The following is a 19,513-nucleotide window of genomic DNA, read 5'->3' on the forward strand; positions in this document are numbered from 1 at the left end:
GCACAAAGCCGGCCGTCGTCATACCTGCATGATCGTCGCGACGGGCAGGAACAGCCTGCGCGGAATGTCGGTGAACGGCACGAAGCCGTATTTGCGATAGAACGCGACGGCGGAATCGTCGATGGCATCGACGACGATGCATTGCACACCTACCGAGCGCGAAGCGGTCAACACGGTATCCAGCGCATGCATCAGCAGAGATTCGCCAAGTCCACGACCACGGCAACTTAAGTCGACGGCAAGGCGTGCGAGCAGCACGGCCGATACGCTTCTCGGCAAACGCCTATCTGGCATGGAATCCGTCTCCACCGAAGTCGCCGCGAGCGCGTAGTAGCCGACGATTGTCCCCGGCGCCCCGGGCTCGGTCGCGACAAAGGTGCGCGAGAAGTTCTTCTTCTGATGCTGACTGGCCATGTTGCGCAGCCAATCGTTCAGAGCACCGACGCCGCAGTCGAAACGACTACGATCATCGGTCTCCTCAAGACGTCGAATCTGCGTTTCCAATCTTCTTGTTCCTGAAGCGGGCCATTGCGCGCTGCAAGGCTTCGTTCGGCGCGGGCGGCTCATCCAGCAGCGCAAAGAAGCGCTTTGATTCCTCCATCGTCAGGCGGATGGAGCGAATAACTTCTTCCTGCTCGATGACCTGCTCTGCAGCGCGAAGCGCCGACTGCACAATGAACTGGTTGAGGGTGCTACCCGAGAGATCTGCAGCCAGCTGCAGGATTTCCTGTTTTTCCGCACTCAACCGGGCGGTGATACGCCCGCGGCTGGCGTTTTCCATACCGTTGTTGATCGCCATGATGTGTCCTCGCTGGACTTCTGCCGACACGCCTTCCGGCGGCTACGGCTGCGTTGAAGTCCCTGGTTTCGATCAGTGATGAGTTTTTCGCCTTTTTATCTGGCACGGGTCCAGACAAGGCTTGTTGCTCTCCGTTTCGACTGTGGAGTCAGTGTAGCACTCGTGGTGACAAATTGGCACCACCGACAATTCTACCGCCCAAAAAAGAAAAGCGCGGGCCGGTAAGGACCGGGCCGCGCTGGACTGCATGCTGCTACTTCGTACTGCATTTTCTACCTCTACAGCTAACTACACCTGCGGGTACTGCCTGCTGCAACAACTAATGCAACCTCTTTGCGTGCTTCTACTTCTACTACCAACTCTACTTCGTACTGCTTACAGCGACTACTTGCTCTCACGCAACAACTACTACTGCTAGTACATCTACTGCGAACTGCACCTCTTTGCTTACTACCTACTGCAACCTCTACTACCAACTACTCAAGCAACAACAACAACAACAACAACAACAACAACAACAACAACAACAACAACAACAACAACAACTGCGTGCTACGTACTGCAACTGCCTGCAACACCTCTTTGCTTACTGCGACTGCTACTACGTACTGCAACTTCCAGACAAACACTCAAGCTACAACCACAACGACATCAAACTGCAACTGCCTACTGCACCTCTTTGCTTACTGCGACCTGCTACTACACACTGCAACTTCCACTACATACTGCAACTGCAACTGCTAACCACACCTCTGTGCTTACAGCGCCCTGCAACTTCTCACTACAACTACAACAACTCGCACTACATTTCCAACCGCCTGCTTTGCGAAGCCACTGGAAACACACACAGCAACTTCGCTTCAACTCACGACCACGCCCTGCTTAGTGGCCGAAATACACTGCCTGCGACGGCGTGACGTGTGCCGGCTGCACTGCCGGACCGCCCGCTTGCGACGTACCGACTGCCGGCGCGCCGTAACCGCTCGTATCGTTGCTTGCCAGCTTTTCCTGGGTCACGCGAGCCTGAGCAGCCTGCAGATTTTCGGGGTAATTCACACGATCAGCCGACGGGTTGTAACCAGCCTGTTCGAGCTGGACCAGCTCGGCGCGCACCTGGGCGCGGGTCAGGCCTTGCTGGCTCGACTGGGCAAACGAAAGCGCCGGAACGACAAGAGCGGCTGCCACGACGACTGCGGGGATAAGCTTCTTCATGATTCGACCTCCATCTGTTTTATTGGCGCTTTCGGGCTGGTGTTCATGTCCGTCTGCGATTGACTGAAGTCTAGGCTCTTATTCGCTCTAGGGAAAACCCTAATTACTAAATACACCGTTGCGAAAACGGTAATAAAAAAGGGGAACCCCGTGGGGTTCCCCTATTCATTCGACAAATACCCGCAACGACTATGCGGGCAATCGCCGCAGTGAGCGCTAACTTAGCCGATCACTGCCACGTGCCGAAACCAGCCGAAACTAGCCGATTACGACCAGTCAGCGTGGAAGCTGCCCGGCTTGTCGGTACGCTCGAACGTATGCGCGCCGAAGAAGTCGCGCTGCGCCTGCACCAGATTCGCGGGCACGCGCTCCGAGCGATACGCGTCGAAGTACGCAACCGCCGACGAAAACGCCGGCACCGGCACGCCCGCCGTCACGGCGTGGATCACCACGTCGCGCAGCGCAGCCTGATAGTTGGCGGCGATATCGGCGAAATAAGGATCGAGCAGCAGGTTGGCCAGTTGCGCGTCCTTCGCGTAGGCGTCGGTGATCTTCTGCAGGAAGCGCGCGCGGATGATGCAGCCCGCGCGGAAGATCTTGGCGATCGTGCCGTACTGCAGATCCCACTTGTACTCGTCCGAAGCGGCGCGCAGTTGCGCGAAGCCCTGTGCGTACGAAATCACCTTCGAGAAGTACAGTGCGCGGCGCACGGCTTCGATGAAGGCGGTACGGTCGCCCGAGAACGGCTTGGTCTGCGGGCCCGCCAGCACCTTGCTCGCGGCCACGCGCTGCGTCTTGAGCGACGACAGCACGCGCGCAAACACGGCTTCGGTGATCAGCGGCAGCGGCGCGCCCAGATCCAGCGCGTTCTGGCTCGTCCACTTGCCCGTGCCCTTTTGCGCCGCGCGGTCGAGAATCACGTCGACGAGATATTGGCCCGTCTCTTCGTCCTTCTTGTCGAAGATCTTCGAGGTGATTTCGATCAGGTAGCTGTCGAGCTCGCCCTGGTTCCACTCCGTGTAGACCTTGCCGAGTTCTTCGTTCGTCAGGCCGACCACCTGCTTGAGCACCGCATAGCTTTCGGCGATCAGCTGCATATCGCCGTACTCGATGCCGTTGTGCACCATCTTCACGTAGTGGCCTGCGCCGTCCGGGCCCATGTAGGCCACGCACGGCTCGCCGTCGGCCGGCGCCTTCGCGGCGATTTCGGTGAGGATCGGTGCAACCAGATCGTAAGCATCGCGCTGACCGCCCGGCATGATCGACGGGCCCTTGAGCGCGCCTTCTTCGCCGCCCGACACGCCCGTGCCGATGAAATGCAGGCCCGCCTTGGCGAGTTCCTGATTACGGCGGATCGTGTCGGTGAAGTGCGTGTTGCCGCCGTCGATCAGGATGTCGCCCTTGTCCAGCAGCGGCTTGAGCGCTGCGATGGTGGCGTCGGTGGCTTCGCCGGCCTTGACCATCAGCAGAATGCGACGCGGCTTTTCGAGCGACTCGACGAACTCTTCGAGCGTGTACGTCGGCACGAGCTTGCGCTCGGGGAACTCAGCGATCAGCTCATCGGTTTTCTCGCGGCTGCGGTTGAACACCGACACCGCATGGCCGCGGCTTTCGATGTTGAGCGCAAGATTGCGCCCCATCACGGCCAGACCCACCACGCCGATTGCCTGTTTGCTCATGTTGACTCTCCACTTCAATCGATTGGGGTGACGCCCGCGCAGGTCTTGCGAGAGGCGTCGATCGTGCAAGGATAAGGGAAACGCTCCAACGATGCCCGCTTGCGCGCACGGGCCTGCAGCCTTGCTGCGATCGGTTCAGACTGTTGCGCGGCGCGCCTGTCCGCAGGCCTTCGTCGTCACGTCCAGCGCGCGCTTCGTGAGCGCGCACTGCTTATCGAGGGCCGCGATTATCGCTCACTTGACGCTCGATGAGCGCGTGTCGCGGGTCTGCTGCTGCGCTTCCTGACGCTTTTTACGCATTACGCTTGCGAAAAACCACCGTGAAATTGTTCGCCGGCATCGGCACGACGGCCTCGCAGACGAAACCTTCGGCGCGCGCGAGCGCGTCGACGGCTTCGAGGTCCCGCACGCCCCATGCCGGGTCGCGTGCGCGCAGATCGGCATCGAACGCTTCGTTGGACGGCGCCGTGTGTGCGCCGTCGCGCCGGTACGGACCGTACAGCACCAGCGCGCCGCCCTGGGCGATGCGCGCGCCCGCGCCTTTCATCAGCGCAATGGTGGCTTCCCACGGCGAGATATGAATCATGTTGATGCAGACGATGGCGTCCACCGCATCGACGGGCCAGGGCTCGCGGCGCACGTCCAGATCGAGCGGCGCGCGCAGATTGACGAGGCCCGCGTGCTCGCGCCACGCCGCGATGGAGGCGCGGGCGCGCGCATCGGCGTCGCTGGGTTGCCAGTCGATGCCGGGCAGCGCCGTGGCGAAGTGCACGGCATGCTGGCCGGTGCCGCTGGCGATTTCCAGCACCGTGCCGTGCGCGGGCAGCGCCGTGCGCAGGACGTCGAGAATGGGCGCGGCGTTGCGCGCGGCGGCGGGCGCGCTAAGGCGCAGGCTGGCTTGCGGGTCGTTCATCGGTATCAATGGTTCAGTACAGGCTTTTCTTCATGCGTTCGGCGAGATCGGCTTCGTAACGTTCGACGTCGAAGCCCTCGCCATATTGTTCGTCGCTCACGCGGCGCAGCATTTCGCCCGCGCTCGGCAGTTGCGAGCGCTCCACATAACGCGCCGGGTCCCACAGATTCGAGCGCGCGATCGCCTTGGCGCAGTGAAAGTAGACGCTTTCGACGTCGATCAGCAGCACCGAGCGCGGCGGCTTGCCGTCCACGGCGAAGCTTTGCAGCAGCGCGGCGTCCAGACTCACGCGCGCGCGGCCGTTCACCCGCAAGGTCTCGCCCACACCCGGCACCATGAACAACAGGCCGATCTGCGGTGCGGCCACGACATTGCGCAGACTGTCGACGCGATTGTTGCCGGGCCGGTCGGGCAGCGCGAGCGTGCGCGCATCGACGACACGCACGAAGCCGGGCGCGTCGCCGCGCGGCGAACAGTCCATCCCTTCCGGGCCGCCCGACGCCATCACCACGAACGGCGACAACTCGATAAAGCGGCGGTAATCCGCGTTGATGTAGTCGATTTCCTTACGCAGCGAGCGTTCGTTCGGCTCGCCGTAATGGGCTTCGAGTTCGGCGATGGTGTTGAGCATGGTGCGCTTCCTCGTCGATGGGCGGATCGGTTGGCGGCGTTGCGGCGGGCCGGCGTGATGCGATTTTACGAAGGCGATGCAGCGAGGCGCGCCACCAGCGCTTCGAGCGAGGCCGCGCATGGCGCGGCGACCTTGAGCGCGAGCAGCGGATCGGCGCGCGTCTTGCCGAGGTTGATGGCCGCGACCGGCTTGCCGCGCTGCTGCGCCCACGCGCAGAAACGGTAGCCCGAATACACCATCAGCGACGAGCCGACCACCAGCACCGCGTCCGCCTCGTCGAGCGCGTCGGACGCCGCCGCTACGCGCTCGCGCGGCACGTTCTCGCCGAAAAACACCACCGACGGCTTGAGCATGCCGCCGCAGGCCGCGCAGGCGGGAATGTGGAACGCATTGGCGCCGTCGAAGTCGAGATGGGCGTCGCCATCGGCGGCCGGTTCGGCGAATGCGCCCGCGACCGCCGGATTGCGCACCACCAGCTCCGGCTGCACGGAGGCGCGCGAGTATTGCGCGCCGCAATCGAGACAATGCACATGGCCGATGCTGCCGTGCAGTTCGATGACATCGTGACTGCCCGCACGCTGATGCAGCCCATCGACGTTCTGGGTCACGAGCGCACCCACGCGCCCTGCGGCCTGAAGCTGCGCAAGCGCACGATGCGCGCCGTTGGGCTGCGCGAGCCCGACGGTCGGCCAGCCGATCATGCTGCGCGCCCAGTAGCGCCGGCGCCAGCTTTCCGAGCCGAGGAATTCCTGCAAGGTGATGGGCGGCGAACGCTTCCAGGCGCCGTTGTCGTCGCGATAACCGGGAATGCCCGAATCCGTGCTGATGCCCGCGCCGGTCAGCACGAACAGGCGCGGATGGCGCTCGACGAAGGCGTGCAGCGCGTCGAGGGCGGCGGGATCGGCGGCGGTGGCCAATGTGGCCATCGTGGCCGGGGTTTCGACAGACGGGGCGATATCGGGCATGACTCGGCTCGGGAAACGTGGGTCGTCAGCCGTGCGCTTTCGCGGACTGCTCCGCCTGCCGCGCGGCTGCGCGCTTTTCCCATTCCGCCAGCGCGGCGCGGTAACGGCTCACTTCGTCGTTGTAGAGATCGAAGACGCAGGGGTCGCAGCCGCTTTGGCAACAGGCGTTGTCGTCGGGGCGCTCGGGCGGGAGGGGACGCGGATCGTCCTCGGAATTCACTGGCAGGGACATTGCAGGCAGGCTTTAAGGCGGATCGACTGCCAGTATACGGGAGCGCTGGCATGCGCGCCCGGTGCGCCTCGCGCCTTGGCTACGTCGTTATCCGCGACCCACGAAGGGCATCTTGGTCGCCATGATCGTCATGAACTGCACGTTGGCCGCGAGCGGCAGTTGCGCCATGTGCAGCACCGCATCGGCGACCAGTTCGACGTCCATCAAGGGTTCGACCGCGATCTCGCCGTTCGCCTGCGGCACGCCATGCGCCATGCGCCCGGCCATTTCCGTCGCCGCATTGCCGATGTCGATCTGGCCGCAGGCGATGTCGTAACGCCGCCCGTCGAGCGAAACCGATTTCGTGAGGCCGGTGATCGCGTGCTTGGTCGCCGTGTACGCGATGCTGAACGGCCGCGGCGCATGAGCCGAAATCGAGCCGTTGTTGATGATGCGGCCGCCGCGCGGGCTTTGCCGCTTCATCAGCGCAAACGCCGCGCGCGTGCAGAGAAACACGCCCGTGAGATTGGTATCGACCACGGCGCGCCAGTCTTCGACCGAAAGCTCGTCGATATCCACAGCTTTCGCGTTGCGCCCCGCATTGTTGAACAGCAGATCGAGGCGGCCGAATCGCGCGTGCACGGCTTCGAACAGCGCTTCGACGGCGGCCACGTCCGTCACGTCGCAGGGCGCGGCCAGCGCCGTCTGCCCTGCCGCGTGCGCTTCGGCGGCGAGCGCTTCGAGCGGTTCGGCGCGCCGTCCCACCAGCACCACGGCATAACCGTTGGCCAGCAGCTTGCGTGCGCAGGCGCGCCCGATGCCGCTGCCCGCGCCGGTCACGAGCGCGATTTTCTGTGCCGCTTGCGTGGCTTGCCCAGCTTGCTGTGTCGCGTCAATCATCGTTCTTGCCTCCGTTCAGTTAGGTTGCGAGCCGCGCGCGCAGCACATCGACAAACGCCCTGCCCGCCTGCGAATCCATGCCGCCGTCGCGCCACACCGCGAAGACGCCGATCGTCAGTTCCGGCTCCACGCGCCGGATCGCCACCGGCTCGCCCGCGCTGCGCGCCGTGATTTCGTCGAGCAGCACACGCCCGACGCCGCGCGCCGCGAGCGCACGCGCCACATACCAGGTCTGCGCCTCGACGGCCGCGAGTTGCCCATCCACGCCCTGCGTTTCCAGCAGATGCCCGATCGCCTCGCCCAGCGGATCGACATTGCCGATGCTGATCCACGCGCCCTCGACGCAATCCTCCAGCGCGAGCGCTTCGCCCGCAGGCGAAGGATCGTCGGGCGGCGCGACGCACACCACCGCGGTGCGCCCGAGTTCGAGCGCCTCGATGCCGGGCCGCGCGGGCGGATTGAGCGCCACGCCCACATCGAGTTCGCGCGTCAGCAGCGCGTTGAGCAGCTCCGTCGTGTGACGCGTCTGGACCTTGAGCGAGACCTCGGGATAACTCGCGCGAAACGCCTCGACGGCCTGCGGAATCAGGCTCATCCCCAGACTGGGCAGGCAGCCGATGCGCAGCAGCCCCTGCGGGCGCAACGCCAGATTGCGCGCAAGATCGCGGATGCTGTCGAGACTCGATTGCAGCTTCTGGGTTTCGGCGAACAGCAATTCGGCTTCGCGCGTGGCTTGCAGGCGGCCGTGGGTGCGCGCGAACAGCTTGAGGCCCGCGCTGCGCTCGGCATGCGCGAGCACCTTGCTCACGGCGGGTTGCGAAACGCACAGCAGCTCGGCGGCCTTCGAAAGCGAGCCCGTGCGCATGATCGCGTGAAAGACTTCGATGTGTCGTAGACGCATGAGGCGCGAGCCGCACGCGAGCGCGTCAACAACAAAACGCGCCACGCATGCGGCGAAACAAAAGCGCAAGGATAACGCGTCCGCGCTGCGCGACGCCGGTATTCAGACCACAAAATCAGACCTCGAAATCAGACCCGGAAATCCGCCGCCATATCCTCGTCGCTACGCGCGGAGATCGCGCCCGAGCGCGCGGCCTTCACGAACGCGTCGTAGTCGCGCTCCACCTGATCGGCGTAGGCAGCGCCATAGCCCGCGAGCGCTTCGGCGAACTGATCGCTGCGCCCGATATAGGCAGCGATTTCGATCGCCGCGTTACTCGACTTCGCATGCGCGCGCGCCATCGCCCAGCCGCATAAACGTGCATAGCCCGCGAGCAGGGTGCTATCGAGCAGATCGAGTTCGACGGACAGCTTCATGTCGCGCAACTGGCGGAAATAGAAATGCCGCCCCGAAGGCCCCGTCGACCAGCCGAGAAACAGATCGCTCGCGGCCTGCAACAGCCGCTGGCCTTGCACGACGCGCGCGCCTTCGTGCTTGAACGCGGGCGACTTGAAGTACTGCGAAATCACCGAGCGGCGCGCTTCCTTCACCTGGAGAAACAGCGGCTTGTTGTGATGATCGACGAGCAGCAACACCAGACAACGCGTGCCCACACTGCCCACGCCCACCACCTTGAATACGAGATCCTGAAGATCGAAATGCTCGACCAGTTCGCGGCGATCGGGCGCGAGTGTCTTTAGATACGCCTCGTACATCGGCGTGATGAGCTGACGCCAGTCGCCGAGCGTGAGCCAGTTGTCCTCGGATTCGTAGAGCGAGTTCGGGCCGTGTACGTGAAAGAGCGCGGGCGGTGCATCGCGTATCGTCCAGTGCGCGCCGTCGTGATACGCCAGCTTTTCCAGCATGCTTTCGTGCGTGCGGCCCGCGGCCTTTTCCATGCCGCGTCGAATCAGGCGGCGGCCGTCCGGCGTGAGCGCGCTTTCGGCCATACGGTCGAAGGTGATCTTGTCGTACCAGAGTTCGAGCGCGCCATATTCCGAGTACTGACGCATGCGGTCGCGATAGGTGTTCACCACCGTCATCACCAGATCTTCGGCCACGCCGCGCGAATAGCGCATATGCCGCGCCGCCACCACGAAGCTCGCCACCAGCCGCTTCAGATCCCATTCCCAGGGAGCGGGCGCGACTTCGTCGAAATCGTTGAGATCGAAGACAAGCTGGCGCTCGGGCGTGGCGAAGCCGCCGAAGTTCAGCAGATGGCCATCGCCGCAAATCTGCATCGACATGCCGGTGTTCGGCACCTGCGCAAGATCGTGCGCCTGCAACACGGCGCTGCCGCGAAAGAACGTGAACGGCGAAACAATCATGCGCCCGTAGCGTAGCGGCACGAGGTTGGGCACGCGGCCCTCGCTGCTTTGCTGGAGTATTTCGAGCGGATCGCGCTTGAGGTCGCCCACCAGCCGGTGGCCCGAGCGCTTCGCCTTTTCGCGTGCGGCACGCCCGGCCGCTTCGCGTTCCGCAACGGTCTTTCCATTCATGAACTGCTCCCGTTCTTGAGGGTGTTCGTGGATGCCGTGATTCGTCCCGCATCGGCGCCTGCATCGTTCGATGCCGACACGCGCGCCTGCCGTATTTAAGCCCGTGGCCCTCTTTTACGCAAGCCGGACACCGCCCGCGCACCGCACGCCCCGCTCGTGTACCGTGCGCTGTGGACGCCGCTCGCGGGGACGGCGTCATGGTCCGCACACGGCGCACGCCCAGATGTAGCCCCTGGCGCGGCTCGGGCTCGACCTTCGCCGCATTGCGAGGCCTTGATGAATGTCGATGTCTACGGAACGCTGGTGGCCGCGTCGCTCGTCCTGCTGCTCGGCAACCGGCTCGTGGCCGCCTTGCCCTTGCTGCGCAAATGGACGATTCCCGAACCGGTGGCGGGCGGCCTTGTCGCCGCACTCGTGCTGTTCGGTTTGCATTCGTTCGCGCATCTCGACGTGAGTTTCGACGCTTCGCTGCAAACGCCGCTGATGCTGGCGTTCTTCGCGACCATCGGCCTGAACGCGAATCTCGCGAGCCTCAAGGCGGGCGGCCCGATGCTCGCGCGCTTCCTGGTCATCGTGGTGGGACTGCTGGTGTTGCAGAACACGCTAGGCATTGCGCTCGCCTACGCGCTGGGCGTCGATCCGCTGTTCGGACTGCTGGGCGGATCGGTTTCGCTGTCGGGCGGACATGGCACGGGCGCGGCGTGGGGCAAGGTCTTCACCGAACATCACGGCCTGCAATCCGCGACGGAAGCCGCGATTGCGTGCGCAACCTTCGGCCTGGTGATGGGCGGCATTCTTGGCGGCCCGGTGGCGCAGCGTCTGCTCAAGCGGCTCGGGCGCGATGAAGGCATCTCGACCGACAACCCTGCACGCGACGCCCAGGCCTTCGAAGAACCCCAAGCCGAACAACCGACCACCGCCGCCGCTTTCATTGAAACGCTCACGCTGATCGCCATCAGTCTCGCGCTGGGCAACCTCATCGCGCAGTGGCTCACGGGCACGCCCGCCGAATTGCCCGCGTTCGTCTGCGTGCTGTTCGTGGCCGTGCTGCTCGCCAACGGTCTCGCGCTGCTCGGGCGTCCGGTTGCCGGACATGCCGTGGCGCTGATCGGCAATGTCAGCCTCGCGCTCTTTCTGGCGATGGCGCTCATGACGCTGCGCCTGTGGGATCTCGCCGCGCTCGCGCTGCCGGTGTTCTCCATCCTCGTCGCGCAGACCGTGCTGATGGTGCTCTACGCGATGTTCGTGACCTTCCACGTGATGGGCGCGAATTACGACGCCGTGGTGCTCGCGGCCGGCCATTGCGGTTTCGGCCTGGGCGCGACGCCCACCGCCATCGCCAATATGCAGGCCGTCACGGCGCGCTTCGGCCATTCGCATCTGGCGTTTCTGGTCGTGCCGATGGTGGCGGCATTCTTCATCGATATCGCCAACGCCATCGTCATCAAGCTGTTTCTGGCGCTGCCTTTCTTCCACTAAGCGCCTCATTAACCATAAGTCTTTCTGGATGATGCAGAGGAGAAACTTTAACTGTCGTTAATCGACCGCGCCCCCTATGCTCGAATCATCGTCCGTCGGCGCAGCACGTGCGCGCTCAATCGATGGACACGCGGTTTTCAACGTCATTGGGGAATCACATGAAGATCTGCATCTTCGGAGCGGGCGCGATAGGCGGGATGATGGGCGTGCAGCTCGCACGCGCAGGCGCGGACGTGAGCTTTGTGGCACGCGGACCGCATCTGGCCGCCATGCGCGAGCACGGCGCGCGTCTCTTGATGGACGGCGAGGAGTACGTCGCAAAGGTTCGTTGCACGAATGATCCGCGCGAACTGGGCGTGCAGGATATCGTGATCGTCACGCTCAAGGCGCATTCGGTGGCGGGCGTGATCGATTCGATGCAGCCGCTGCTCGGCAAACATACGGCCATCGTCACCGGCACCAACGGCATTCCTTATTGGTACTTTCACCGGCATGGCGGCAAGTTCGAAGGCACGCGGCTCGAAAGCATCGATCCCGACGGTTCGCAGTGGACGCGTCTCGGGCCCGACCGCGCGATTGGCTGCGTGCTCTATCCCGCTGCGGAAATCGACGCGCCGGGCGTGATCCGTCATGTGTACGGCAAGAAGTTTCCGATCGGCGAACCGTCGGGCGAACGCACGCCGCGCATCGTCCAGCTTCATGAAGCGATGACGGCGGCCGGTTTCGAAGCGCCGATCCGCGACAATATCCGCGATGAAATCTGGCTGAAATTGTGGGGCAATCTCTGCTTCAACCCGATCAGCGCGCTCACGCACGCAACGCTCGACGTGATTACGCAGGACCCCGCCACGCGCGCGGTGGCACGCACGATGATGCTGGAAGCGCAACGTATTGCCGAGCGCTTTGGCGTGCATTTTCGCGTGGATATCGAACGGCGTATCGACGGTGCGGGCGCGGTGGGCGCGCACAAGACGTCGATGCTGGTCGATCTGGAGCAGCGTCGGCCGATGGAAATCGATCCGCTGCTGACGGTAGTGCAGGAAATGGGCATGCTGGTGGGCGAAGCGACGCCTGCCATCGATACGGTGCTTGCGTTGGTCAAGCAGCGCGAGCAGATGGCGAAGCTCGCTGCTTGAATGCGGGAGTCGGGAATGTGAGAAGGCCGCGCGAAAGCGCGGCCTTTTTTATTGCGCGATTGCTTTATGGCGCGATGGAATCGGCGGTCTGCGGTTCCTGCGTGTCAATCGCGCATGCCGCTGCCTCGACTTCCTGAACGCGCCCCGCCGCGACAAACTCGGTCCACGCCGCCTGCGCGCACGGACGCAACGAGCGATGACGCCGCCGCACGAGCATCGTGCTGATCTGCACAACGGGATGCAGCACGCGCGTCACGAGCGAAGCGGCAGGCGCGGGCCAATGGCGGGCATCGGCGTCGGTACAAACCGGCAGAATGCCGATACCCATGCCGAGCTGCGTCATGCGCGCGATACCGCTTGAATGTGCGAGTTCCTGTACGGCACGATCGGGCGCGCGCAAACCTTCGAGCGCACGCATCACCGCGCTGTGGCAGCCCGAATCGCGATTGAGCGTAACGAGCGCTTCATGCGCGATTGCGGCCCAAGGTAGCGAAGCATGCTGCGCAAGAGAATGTTGCGCGGGCAACAATGCGCACAAGGGCGTCGCCGCGAGCGGCTGCACGTCGAATTGACCGCTCGACAGGCGCAGCGACGGCACCGCTTGCGAAATCACGCCGAAATCCACTTCGCCCTGCTCGACGGCCTGCAAGACCGCGTCTTGCGGCAAGTCCTGCAAGTGCAAGGTGACGGCAGGCAACGCGCGGGCGCAATGCGCAAGCGCACCCGGCACCCAGCCCGACGAAAGCGCCGGATTGCTCGCCACCGTGACAATGCCGCGATGCGCCTGATGCGCATCGCGGCCCTCGTTCAACGCCATGTCGATTTCGTCGAGCAGATGCGCAATGCGCCGCTCGAAGCCGCTGCCTGCAAGCGTCAGTTCGACCTGACGCGTGGTGCGATCGAAGAGTTTCAGGTCGACGGCTTCTTCGAGATCGCGCACGCAGCGGCTGACCGCAGACTGCGTAAGACCGAATTCGCGCGCCGCGCGCGTGAAGCTGCGCGAGCGCGCGACGGCGACGAACACCTTGAGTTGCTGGAGCGAGACGTTCATCGCCAAACGTCATTCGCCACTTTGGTTCGGCCAGTGCTGAAGCGTGCCGGTGTGCGTGGACAGCGTCGCGGCCGGTTCGCCGTTCTGCTCGATCAGGCGCTGGCGCATCGGTGCGAGGATGAACTTGGCGCTCACGCCGGCCGCAATCGTGATGATCGCCGCGACGATGAACACCGCGCTCCAGCCGCCCGTCGCCGACAACACCGAAGCCACCGGCACCAGCAGCGCAGCCGTGCCCTTCGCGGTGTAAAGCGTGCCTGCGTTGGCGGCGGCGAACTTGCTGCCGAAGGTATCGGCGCAGATTGCCGGGAAGATCGAGAAGATCTCGCCCCAGAACAGGAAGATCAGCGCCGCGAACGTCATGAACGCATAGGGATTCGTGCCGTATTGCATCATGCCGAGCAGCGCCAGCCCTTCGCCCACGAAGATGATGAACATGGTGTTTTCACGGCCGATCTTGTCGGAGATGAAGCCGCACAACGGACGCGTGAAGCCATTGCAGATGTTATCGATCGACAGCGTGAGCGTGAGCAGCGGCAACGTGGCGCCGAACACCGTCATCGGAATGCGTGCGAGCCCCCAGTCTTTCGCGATCGGCCCGATCTGCGCCGTGGCCATCAGGCCGCCCGCCGCGACCGCTACGAACGAGACGTAGATGATCCAGAACACGGGCTGGCGCACCATCTGTCCGGGCGTGTAATCGACCCGCGAGACCATACGGCGAGCCGCAGCGGCGGCGCGCGGCACCGGCTTCACGAGCAGGAAGGCCAGCACGAGAATCGCCGCGCCCTGCAGGATGCCGAAGAAAAGAAACGTGTGCTCATAGCCCGAGCGCGTGATCATGTTGGCGATGGGGATCACCGTGACCGCTGCGCCCGCCCCGAAGCCCGCCGCCGTGAGACCCGCTGCGAGACCGCGGCGGTCGGGGAACAGCTTGAGCGCGTTGCCCACGCAGGTGCCGTACACGCCGCCCGCGCCAATGCCCGCAATCACGGACGCGGCGTAAAGCATCGGCAACGTGGTCGCATAGGAATTGAGCACCCAGGCGAGACCCGCGCACAGCGCACCAACCGCCACGACCGGGCGCGGACCGAACTTGTCGACGAGCCAGCCTTCGACCGGCACGAGCCAGGTCTCGGTCAGGATGAAAATGGAGAACGCCAGTTGAATCGATGCTTCGCCCCAATGATGGCGCGCATTCATCGGCGCAACGAACAAGGTCCACGCGTACTGCAGATTGGCAACGAGTGCCATGCATAGCATGCCGACTACCAGTTGACACCAGCGGTTCGTCCAGAACGGACCGCCTTCGCTCCTCTGACCGATTGCATTCATCTCGCTTGTCTCCGCTATCCATTCATGGGGGCCGGTGCTTTTGCCGGCCTGCATAGTCATCTACTTATGGTTCTCTATTTCTCTACCTTCGACTTTCTGTTTCCATTCGATTAGTCACACGAAAAATCGAATTAAAAATCCTGAAGCTGCTTTAATTCGACGCTTTCGTTTGACTACCTGAATGCGGCTCCGGCCTGCCTTTTCGTGTCGTTCGATTCGGGTTTTCCCGCCTTAAACACAGTGTTTTTCGCTGATTTAGGCGTTAACCCGCACGCAAAAGACGATGCATTCGGACTCCTTTCAACTCATGCTAGGGTGATTACTCAATTAGTCACAATTAAAGTTTGTTATTATGAGGATTCACCATCCTTTATGGATCGGCTATGACCATGCGGAACGCCACGCTGCGCCAGTTGAAGGTCTTCGAGACCGTGGCGCGCCACCTCAGTTTTTCGCGTGCCGCGGAAGAGTTGCACCTCACCCAGCCAGCCGTTTCCACGCAGGTCAGGCAGCTCGAAGAGCACGCCGGCCTGCCGCTCTTCGAGCAACTGGGCAAGAAGATCTATCTCACGCCCGCCGGCACGGAAATGCTTCATTACAGCCGCGCGATCATGCAGCAGTTCCACGAAGTCGACGAAGCCATGAGCCAGCTAAAAGGCGTCTCTGGCGGCAAGCTCAACGTGGCGGTGATCAGTGCAGGCGACTACTTCTTTCCGCGCCTGCTGGCCGAATTCACGCGGCGCTACAAGGGCGTTGAGCTCAATCTCTCGGTGCATAACCGCGAGCAGTTACTGCATCAACTCTCCACGAACCAGACCGATCTGGCGATCATGGTGCGGCCTCCGCACGCCACGGACGCCATCAACGAAACGTTTGCGCCGCATCCTTATGTGATCGTCGCCGCGCCCACGCATCCGCTTGCCAACAAGCGCAACATCAAGATCAGCACGCTCGCCAACGAGGCGTTCATCGTGCGCGAGCGCGGCTCGGACACGTGGAATTCGATGGAGGAAGGCTTCGCGGGCAAGCTCACGAACCTGAAGATCGCGATGGAGATTCACAGCACCGAAACGATCAAGCAGGCCGTGATCGCGGGCATGGGGATCGCGTTTTTATCGGCGCATACGATCAGCCTCGAACTCCAGGTCGGGCACCTCGCCGTGCTCGACGTCGAGGGCTTTCCCGTCATGCTCAACTGGTACGTCGTGCACCGGAAAAACAAGCGTCTGCCGCCGGTTGCGCTCGCGTTCAAACGCTTCCTCATGGAGGAAGGCGCGCAACTGATCGAAAACATTACACGAGTCTCACAGGCCTCACTTCATAAGTAAGGACCTATGGTTACGGGCGTAACAGTTACGCCTGATGAATGATTTTCGTGACGCGCCGCGATTTCGAGGTCTGGCGACTGCGATTGCGCCTTCGGCGTGGGGAATCGCGCGAGGCGTGATGCGTGTCGCGCGGCGTTTCGCCAGGCGGCTCATAGAGGGAAAGCCAGGTATCGAACGCTGCGGGTTCGTAGGCGGCCGTGCCGCATGCCGTGACCAGCCAGCTATCGGGCACGGTGACGAGGCTCACTGGAGCGGGTCGTTTCGATACGTCCTGCGTGCTGCGCGCAGGACGCGTTCGCGGCATGCGCCGCGCGCCGCCCATCAGACGCACGCCTAACGCGGCGGCCAGCACGCAGGCCGCGCCGAGTGCCGAGAGCGCAAATTCCATCGACGATCGCGACGTTCCGATATGAACCGTTGCGAAGCCATCGCCCAACGCGGCAATCAGCGCGAGCGCCGTGAGATGCAGCGCGGATTCGCCACGGCTCAAGGGCTTGTGCTTGCGCGCGATGGTTCGCGGCTCGCGCGCGAGCATGAATGTGGCTGCGCCCAAGGCCACTGCGCCCCATATCGCCGTCATATAGAGCGCGACGCGCATGCTGACCGTGTGCTGCTGTATGAAAACCATGCAGATCACACTCGATACAGTGGCCGTGACGCCGAATACACACCCCATCGCTGCCACCACGCGCACGCGCCGCGTGAGATCGAGACGCGTGCCCATCCATAAGCCAGACAACGCGCCCAATTCCGCCGCCGCTACCGCCAGCGCGCTTTGGGTGAACAAGGCCGCCAGCACGCCTGGCGTGATCGTCAATAGCAGTGCAAAGGAAATGGCCAGCCACAGATGGCGCGAGCGCTCGGTTTCGCTCGTGCGCGTGCAACATGGCCGTGCGCGAACCGGCTCGCGTCGAATCCAGCCCGACGCGAGCGGTGCGAATTGTGCAAATGCACAGACGAACCACGCGAATAGCATGGCGCCGCCCAGGCACAACGCGTCGCCAGCCAGTTGCTGCGGCATCTCTTCTCCTCAGGTATCGCGCGTCAGGCTGCCCGGTGAACAGCGCTTAAACCACTCGCTCGTCTTCGCTCTGCGTTTGCCGCTCCGCGACCGGCGCGTTCAGTGCGTTCGCCAGCGTGCCGATGCCCTCGATCGTGACTTCCACCGTTGCGCCTTCGCCGATCGAACCCACGCCAAGCGAGGTCCCGCACGCGATCACATCGCCGGGCTCCAGCGTGAGATCCTGCGAAATCAGGCTGACCTGCTGCGCGGGCGTAAACACCATATCGTCGAGCGGATAATTCTGTCGCTCCACACCATCGAGCAAGGTCACGACACGCGCACTGCGCCAGTCGAAGCCCGAAACGATCGCCGGTCCCAGACAGCAGAACGTATCGAATCCCTTCGCGCGGCACCATTGCGGGAAGTGCGGATTCTCCGCCAGCAAGCCCGCCGCCGTCACATCGTTCACGACCGTGTAGCCGAAGATCGCGGCCTGCGCTTCTTCGAGACTTGCATTGCGGCAACGCTTGCCGATCACAATGGCCAACTCGCCTTCGAAAACGATTTTTCCCGCATAGTGGGCAGGCCTGCGAATCGCCGCGCCCGAACCGATCACCGATTCCGCGGGCTTGATCAGAAAAAGCGGATGCTCGGGCACCGGCTTTTCGAGCTTGAGTGCAAGCGCGTGAAAGTTATTCCAGAGCGCGACGACCTTGCCCGGCGCGCAAGGCGCAAGCGGCGTGAGCGCACGCATCGACAGCACGGCGCCCGTGGGCACCGGCTGATCGATGCCTTCGTATTCATGCAGATAACCGTTTTCGACGCGACCGAACACGATACTGCCGTCGTTCGCCATCAAGCGCATCCATGTGTCCATGCTCTGCTCCGTCGGTTCATCGATGTTATGAATTGGTTGCGCGCGCAATCAGATGGCGCCCGCGGCACGCAGCGAGCGAATCTCCGTTTCGCTATAGCCGAACTGCGTCAGCACCTCGTCGGTATGCTCGCCGAGCATCGGCGAACGCGTGACTTCGGTGGGACTGTCCGAGAGCTTGATGGGATTGCCGACGGTGAGATATTTGCCGCGCACCGGATGATCGACTTCGACGATCGTGCCGCTCGCGCGCAGCGATTCGTCATTGGCGATTTCCTTCATCGAAAGAATCGGGCCGCACGGAATGTCGTGCCGATTGAGCACGGCCATCGCTTCGAACTTGGTGCGATGCATGGTCCAGTGCTCGATCTCGGCGAAAATATCCTTCAAGTGCGGCAGGCGCGCGCTGGGCGTCGCGTAACGCGGATCGTCGATCCATTCCTCGCGGCCGATCAGCTTGCAGATGCGGTCCCACACAGGCGCCTGCGCGATGAAATATATATAGGCGTTCGGGTCGCTCTCCCAACCTTTGCACTTGAGAATCCAGCCCGGCTGACCGCCGCCCGAGGCATTGCCTGCACGCGGCACGGCCTCGCCGAAAGCCGCATTCGGGAATTGCGGATACTCCTTCATGACGCCGGTGCGCTCCAGCCGCTGCTGGTCGCGCAGCTTTACGCGGCAAAGATTGAGCACGCCGTCCTGCATGGCCGCCAGCACCTTCTGGCCGCGTCCCGTATGCGTCCGCTGATAAAGCGCGGTGACGATGCCCAGCGCCAGATGCAGACCCGTACCGCTATCGCCGATCTGTGCGCCCGAGACCACCGGCGGACCATCGTCGAAACCCGTGGTGGAGGCCGCGCCGCCCACGCATTGCGCGACGTTCTCGTAGACCTTGCAGTCCTCGTACGGCCCCGGGCCGAAGCCCTTCACCGAAGCCACGATCATGCGCGGATTGAGCGACTGGATATGCTCCCAGCTAAAGCCCATGCGTTCGAGCGCGCCGGGCGCGAAGTTTTCGACCAGCACATCGCAATCGCGAATCAGCCGTTCGAGCACACGCTTGCCCTGCGGATTCTTCGTATCGAGCGTCAGCGAGCGCTTGTTGCCGTTGAGCATCGTGAAGTACAGGCTGTCCGCATCGGGCAGATCGCGCAGTTGCTCGCGCGTGATATCGCCCGCGCCCGCACGTTCTACCTTGATGACGTCAGCGCCAAACCAGGCGAGAAGCTGCGTGCAGGTCGGGCCCGACTGCACATGCGTGAAGTCGAGAATACGCACACCATCCAGTGCCTTGCCCATGTCAGGTCTCCTTGATTTAGTCGTGGCCGGGCGAGATAACGAAAAAACGAAATCGTGGAATCAGGAATCGGTTCTGCGGGAGCGCTGCGTCGCTGCGTCCGTTTTCAATACGGTATGTGATATATCACAACGAAGCAAGAGCGGGTTTATCCGCCCAAAATGCATGCCGATCGGGCTGTGAGCCTTGTCGGATATGGGTTTGTTGCCCCTGAAGGATGATTGCTGCACTGCATGAACGGGAAAACCCCGAGGTCTGAAC

The 19,513-nt window shown here is 63.1% G+C and carries 19 protein-coding genes; 3 read left to right on the forward strand and 16 right to left on the reverse strand.

Features of this window, described 5'->3' with window-relative positions; all coding sequences use genetic code 11:
- Window positions 1–18: 18 nt before the first annotated feature.
- The 11 genes from G3N59_RS19840 to G3N59_RS19890 all read right to left on the reverse strand — a co-directional run bounded on the left by G3N59_RS19840 (window position 19) and on the right by G3N59_RS19890 (window position 9,749).
- Window positions 19–504, reverse strand: a complete 486-nt coding sequence (locus G3N59_RS19840) for a GNAT family N-acetyltransferase (protein WP_241023633.1) — start codon at window positions 502–504, stop codon at window positions 19–21.
- Entirely contained in the window at window positions 479–799 is a 321-nt protein-coding gene (locus G3N59_RS19845) for a DUF1778 domain-containing protein (protein ID WP_205984333.1), read from the reverse strand. The genes G3N59_RS19840 and G3N59_RS19845 overlap by 26 nt, the downstream gene beginning before the upstream one ends.
- Before the next feature lie 882 nt (window positions 800–1,681).
- The gene (locus G3N59_RS19850) at window positions 1,682–2,011 is read right to left on the reverse strand and encodes a DUF4148 domain-containing protein (protein WP_205984334.1); all 330 of its coding nucleotides are present in this window, start codon (window positions 2,009–2,011) and stop codon (window positions 1,682–1,684) included.
- Window positions 2,012–2,277: 266 nt separating this feature from the next.
- A complete protein-coding gene (gene gndA / locus G3N59_RS19855; RefSeq protein ID WP_205984335.1) occupies window positions 2,278–3,690 on the reverse strand; it encodes an NADP-dependent phosphogluconate dehydrogenase in 1,413 nt (470 codons plus the stop codon).
- 292 nt (window positions 3,691–3,982) lie between these two features.
- A complete protein-coding gene (locus G3N59_RS19860) occupies window positions 3,983–4,603 on the reverse strand; it encodes a DUF938 domain-containing protein (protein WP_205984336.1) in 621 nt (206 codons plus the stop codon).
- A 13-nt stretch (window positions 4,604–4,616) separates the two neighbouring features.
- On the reverse strand, window positions 4,617–5,234 hold the full coding sequence (locus G3N59_RS19865) for a pyridoxamine 5'-phosphate oxidase family protein (protein ID WP_205984337.1): 618 nt from the start codon (window positions 5,232–5,234) through the stop codon (window positions 4,617–4,619).
- A gap of 65 nt (window positions 5,235–5,299) precedes the next feature.
- Window positions 5,300–6,160, reverse strand: coding sequence for an NAD-dependent protein deacetylase (locus G3N59_RS19870; protein ID WP_241023649.1), 861 nt, complete (start codon window positions 6,158–6,160; stop codon window positions 5,300–5,302).
- 64 nt (window positions 6,161–6,224) lie between these two features.
- A complete protein-coding gene (locus tag G3N59_RS19875) occupies window positions 6,225–6,431 on the reverse strand; it encodes an oxidoreductase-like domain-containing protein (protein WP_205984339.1) in 207 nt (68 codons plus the stop codon).
- A gap of 87 nt (window positions 6,432–6,518) precedes the next feature.
- Window positions 6,519–7,310: an SDR family oxidoreductase gene (locus tag G3N59_RS19880; RefSeq protein WP_205984340.1), complete on the reverse strand. Its 792-nt coding sequence runs from the start codon at window positions 7,308–7,310 to the stop codon at window positions 6,519–6,521.
- Window positions 7,311–7,329: 19 nt separating this feature from the next.
- Window positions 7,330–8,211, reverse strand: a complete 882-nt coding sequence (locus tag G3N59_RS19885) for a LysR substrate-binding domain-containing protein (protein WP_205984341.1) — start codon at window positions 8,209–8,211, stop codon at window positions 7,330–7,332.
- A 128-nt stretch (window positions 8,212–8,339) separates the two neighbouring features.
- A complete protein-coding gene (locus tag G3N59_RS19890) occupies window positions 8,340–9,749 on the reverse strand; it encodes a DUF2252 domain-containing protein (protein WP_205984342.1) in 1,410 nt (469 codons plus the stop codon).
- A 276-nt stretch (window positions 9,750–10,025) separates the two neighbouring features.
- Here G3N59_RS19890 and gltS point away from each other — a divergent pair, with 276 nt between their 5' ends.
- Window positions 10,026–11,228, forward strand: a complete 1,203-nt coding sequence (gltS, locus tag G3N59_RS19895) for a sodium/glutamate symporter (RefSeq protein ID WP_205984343.1) — start codon at window positions 10,026–10,028, stop codon at window positions 11,226–11,228.
- Window positions 11,229–11,386: 158 nt separating this feature from the next.
- On the forward strand, window positions 11,387–12,364 hold the full coding sequence (locus G3N59_RS19900; protein WP_205984344.1) for a 2-dehydropantoate 2-reductase: 978 nt from the start codon (window positions 11,387–11,389) through the stop codon (window positions 12,362–12,364).
- A 64-nt stretch (window positions 12,365–12,428) separates the two neighbouring features.
- On the opposite strand, the gene G3N59_RS19905 is transcribed toward G3N59_RS19900, so the two are convergent.
- Together G3N59_RS19905 and oxlT are read right to left on the reverse strand one after the other, a co-directional pair.
- Window positions 12,429–13,415, reverse strand: coding sequence for a LysR family transcriptional regulator (locus tag G3N59_RS19905; RefSeq protein ID WP_205984345.1), 987 nt, complete (start codon window positions 13,413–13,415; stop codon window positions 12,429–12,431).
- A gap of 9 nt (window positions 13,416–13,424) precedes the next feature.
- Window positions 13,425–14,750 (reverse strand): oxalate/formate MFS antiporter, encoded by a 1,326-nt coding sequence (gene oxlT / locus G3N59_RS19910; RefSeq protein ID WP_205984346.1) that lies wholly within the window; start codon window positions 14,748–14,750, stop codon window positions 13,425–13,427.
- Window positions 14,751–15,133: 383 nt separating this feature from the next.
- On the opposite strand from oxlT, the gene G3N59_RS19915 reads away from it, so the two are divergent.
- Complete coding sequence (locus tag G3N59_RS19915; protein WP_205984347.1) at window positions 15,134–16,078, forward strand: LysR family transcriptional regulator; 945 nt, start codon at window positions 15,134–15,136, stop codon at window positions 16,076–16,078.
- A gap of 25 nt (window positions 16,079–16,103) precedes the next feature.
- On the opposite strand, the gene G3N59_RS19920 is transcribed toward G3N59_RS19915, so the two are convergent.
- From G3N59_RS19920 to frc, 3 genes are read right to left on the reverse strand one after another with little or no spacing between them, the layout of a single operon-like run.
- Window positions 16,104–17,099 (reverse strand): hypothetical protein, encoded by a 996-nt coding sequence (locus tag G3N59_RS19920; protein ID WP_205984348.1) that lies wholly within the window; start codon window positions 17,097–17,099, stop codon window positions 16,104–16,106.
- A 46-nt stretch (window positions 17,100–17,145) separates the two neighbouring features.
- Window positions 17,146–17,958 carry a fumarylacetoacetate hydrolase family protein gene (locus G3N59_RS19925; protein WP_205984349.1) on the reverse strand — a complete coding sequence of 271 codons (813 nt, stop codon included), beginning with the start codon at window positions 17,956–17,958 and terminating at the stop codon, window positions 17,146–17,148.
- A gap of 48 nt (window positions 17,959–18,006) precedes the next feature.
- Entirely contained in the window at window positions 18,007–19,254 is a 1,248-nt protein-coding gene (gene frc / locus G3N59_RS19930) for a formyl-CoA transferase (RefSeq protein ID WP_205984350.1), read from the reverse strand.
- Between the last annotated feature and the right edge of the window lie 259 nt (window positions 19,255–19,513).

The organism is Paraburkholderia sp. Ac-20340, from assembly GCF_017104965.1.
Taxonomy (GTDB): domain Bacteria; phylum Pseudomonadota; class Gammaproteobacteria; order Burkholderiales; family Burkholderiaceae; genus Paraburkholderia.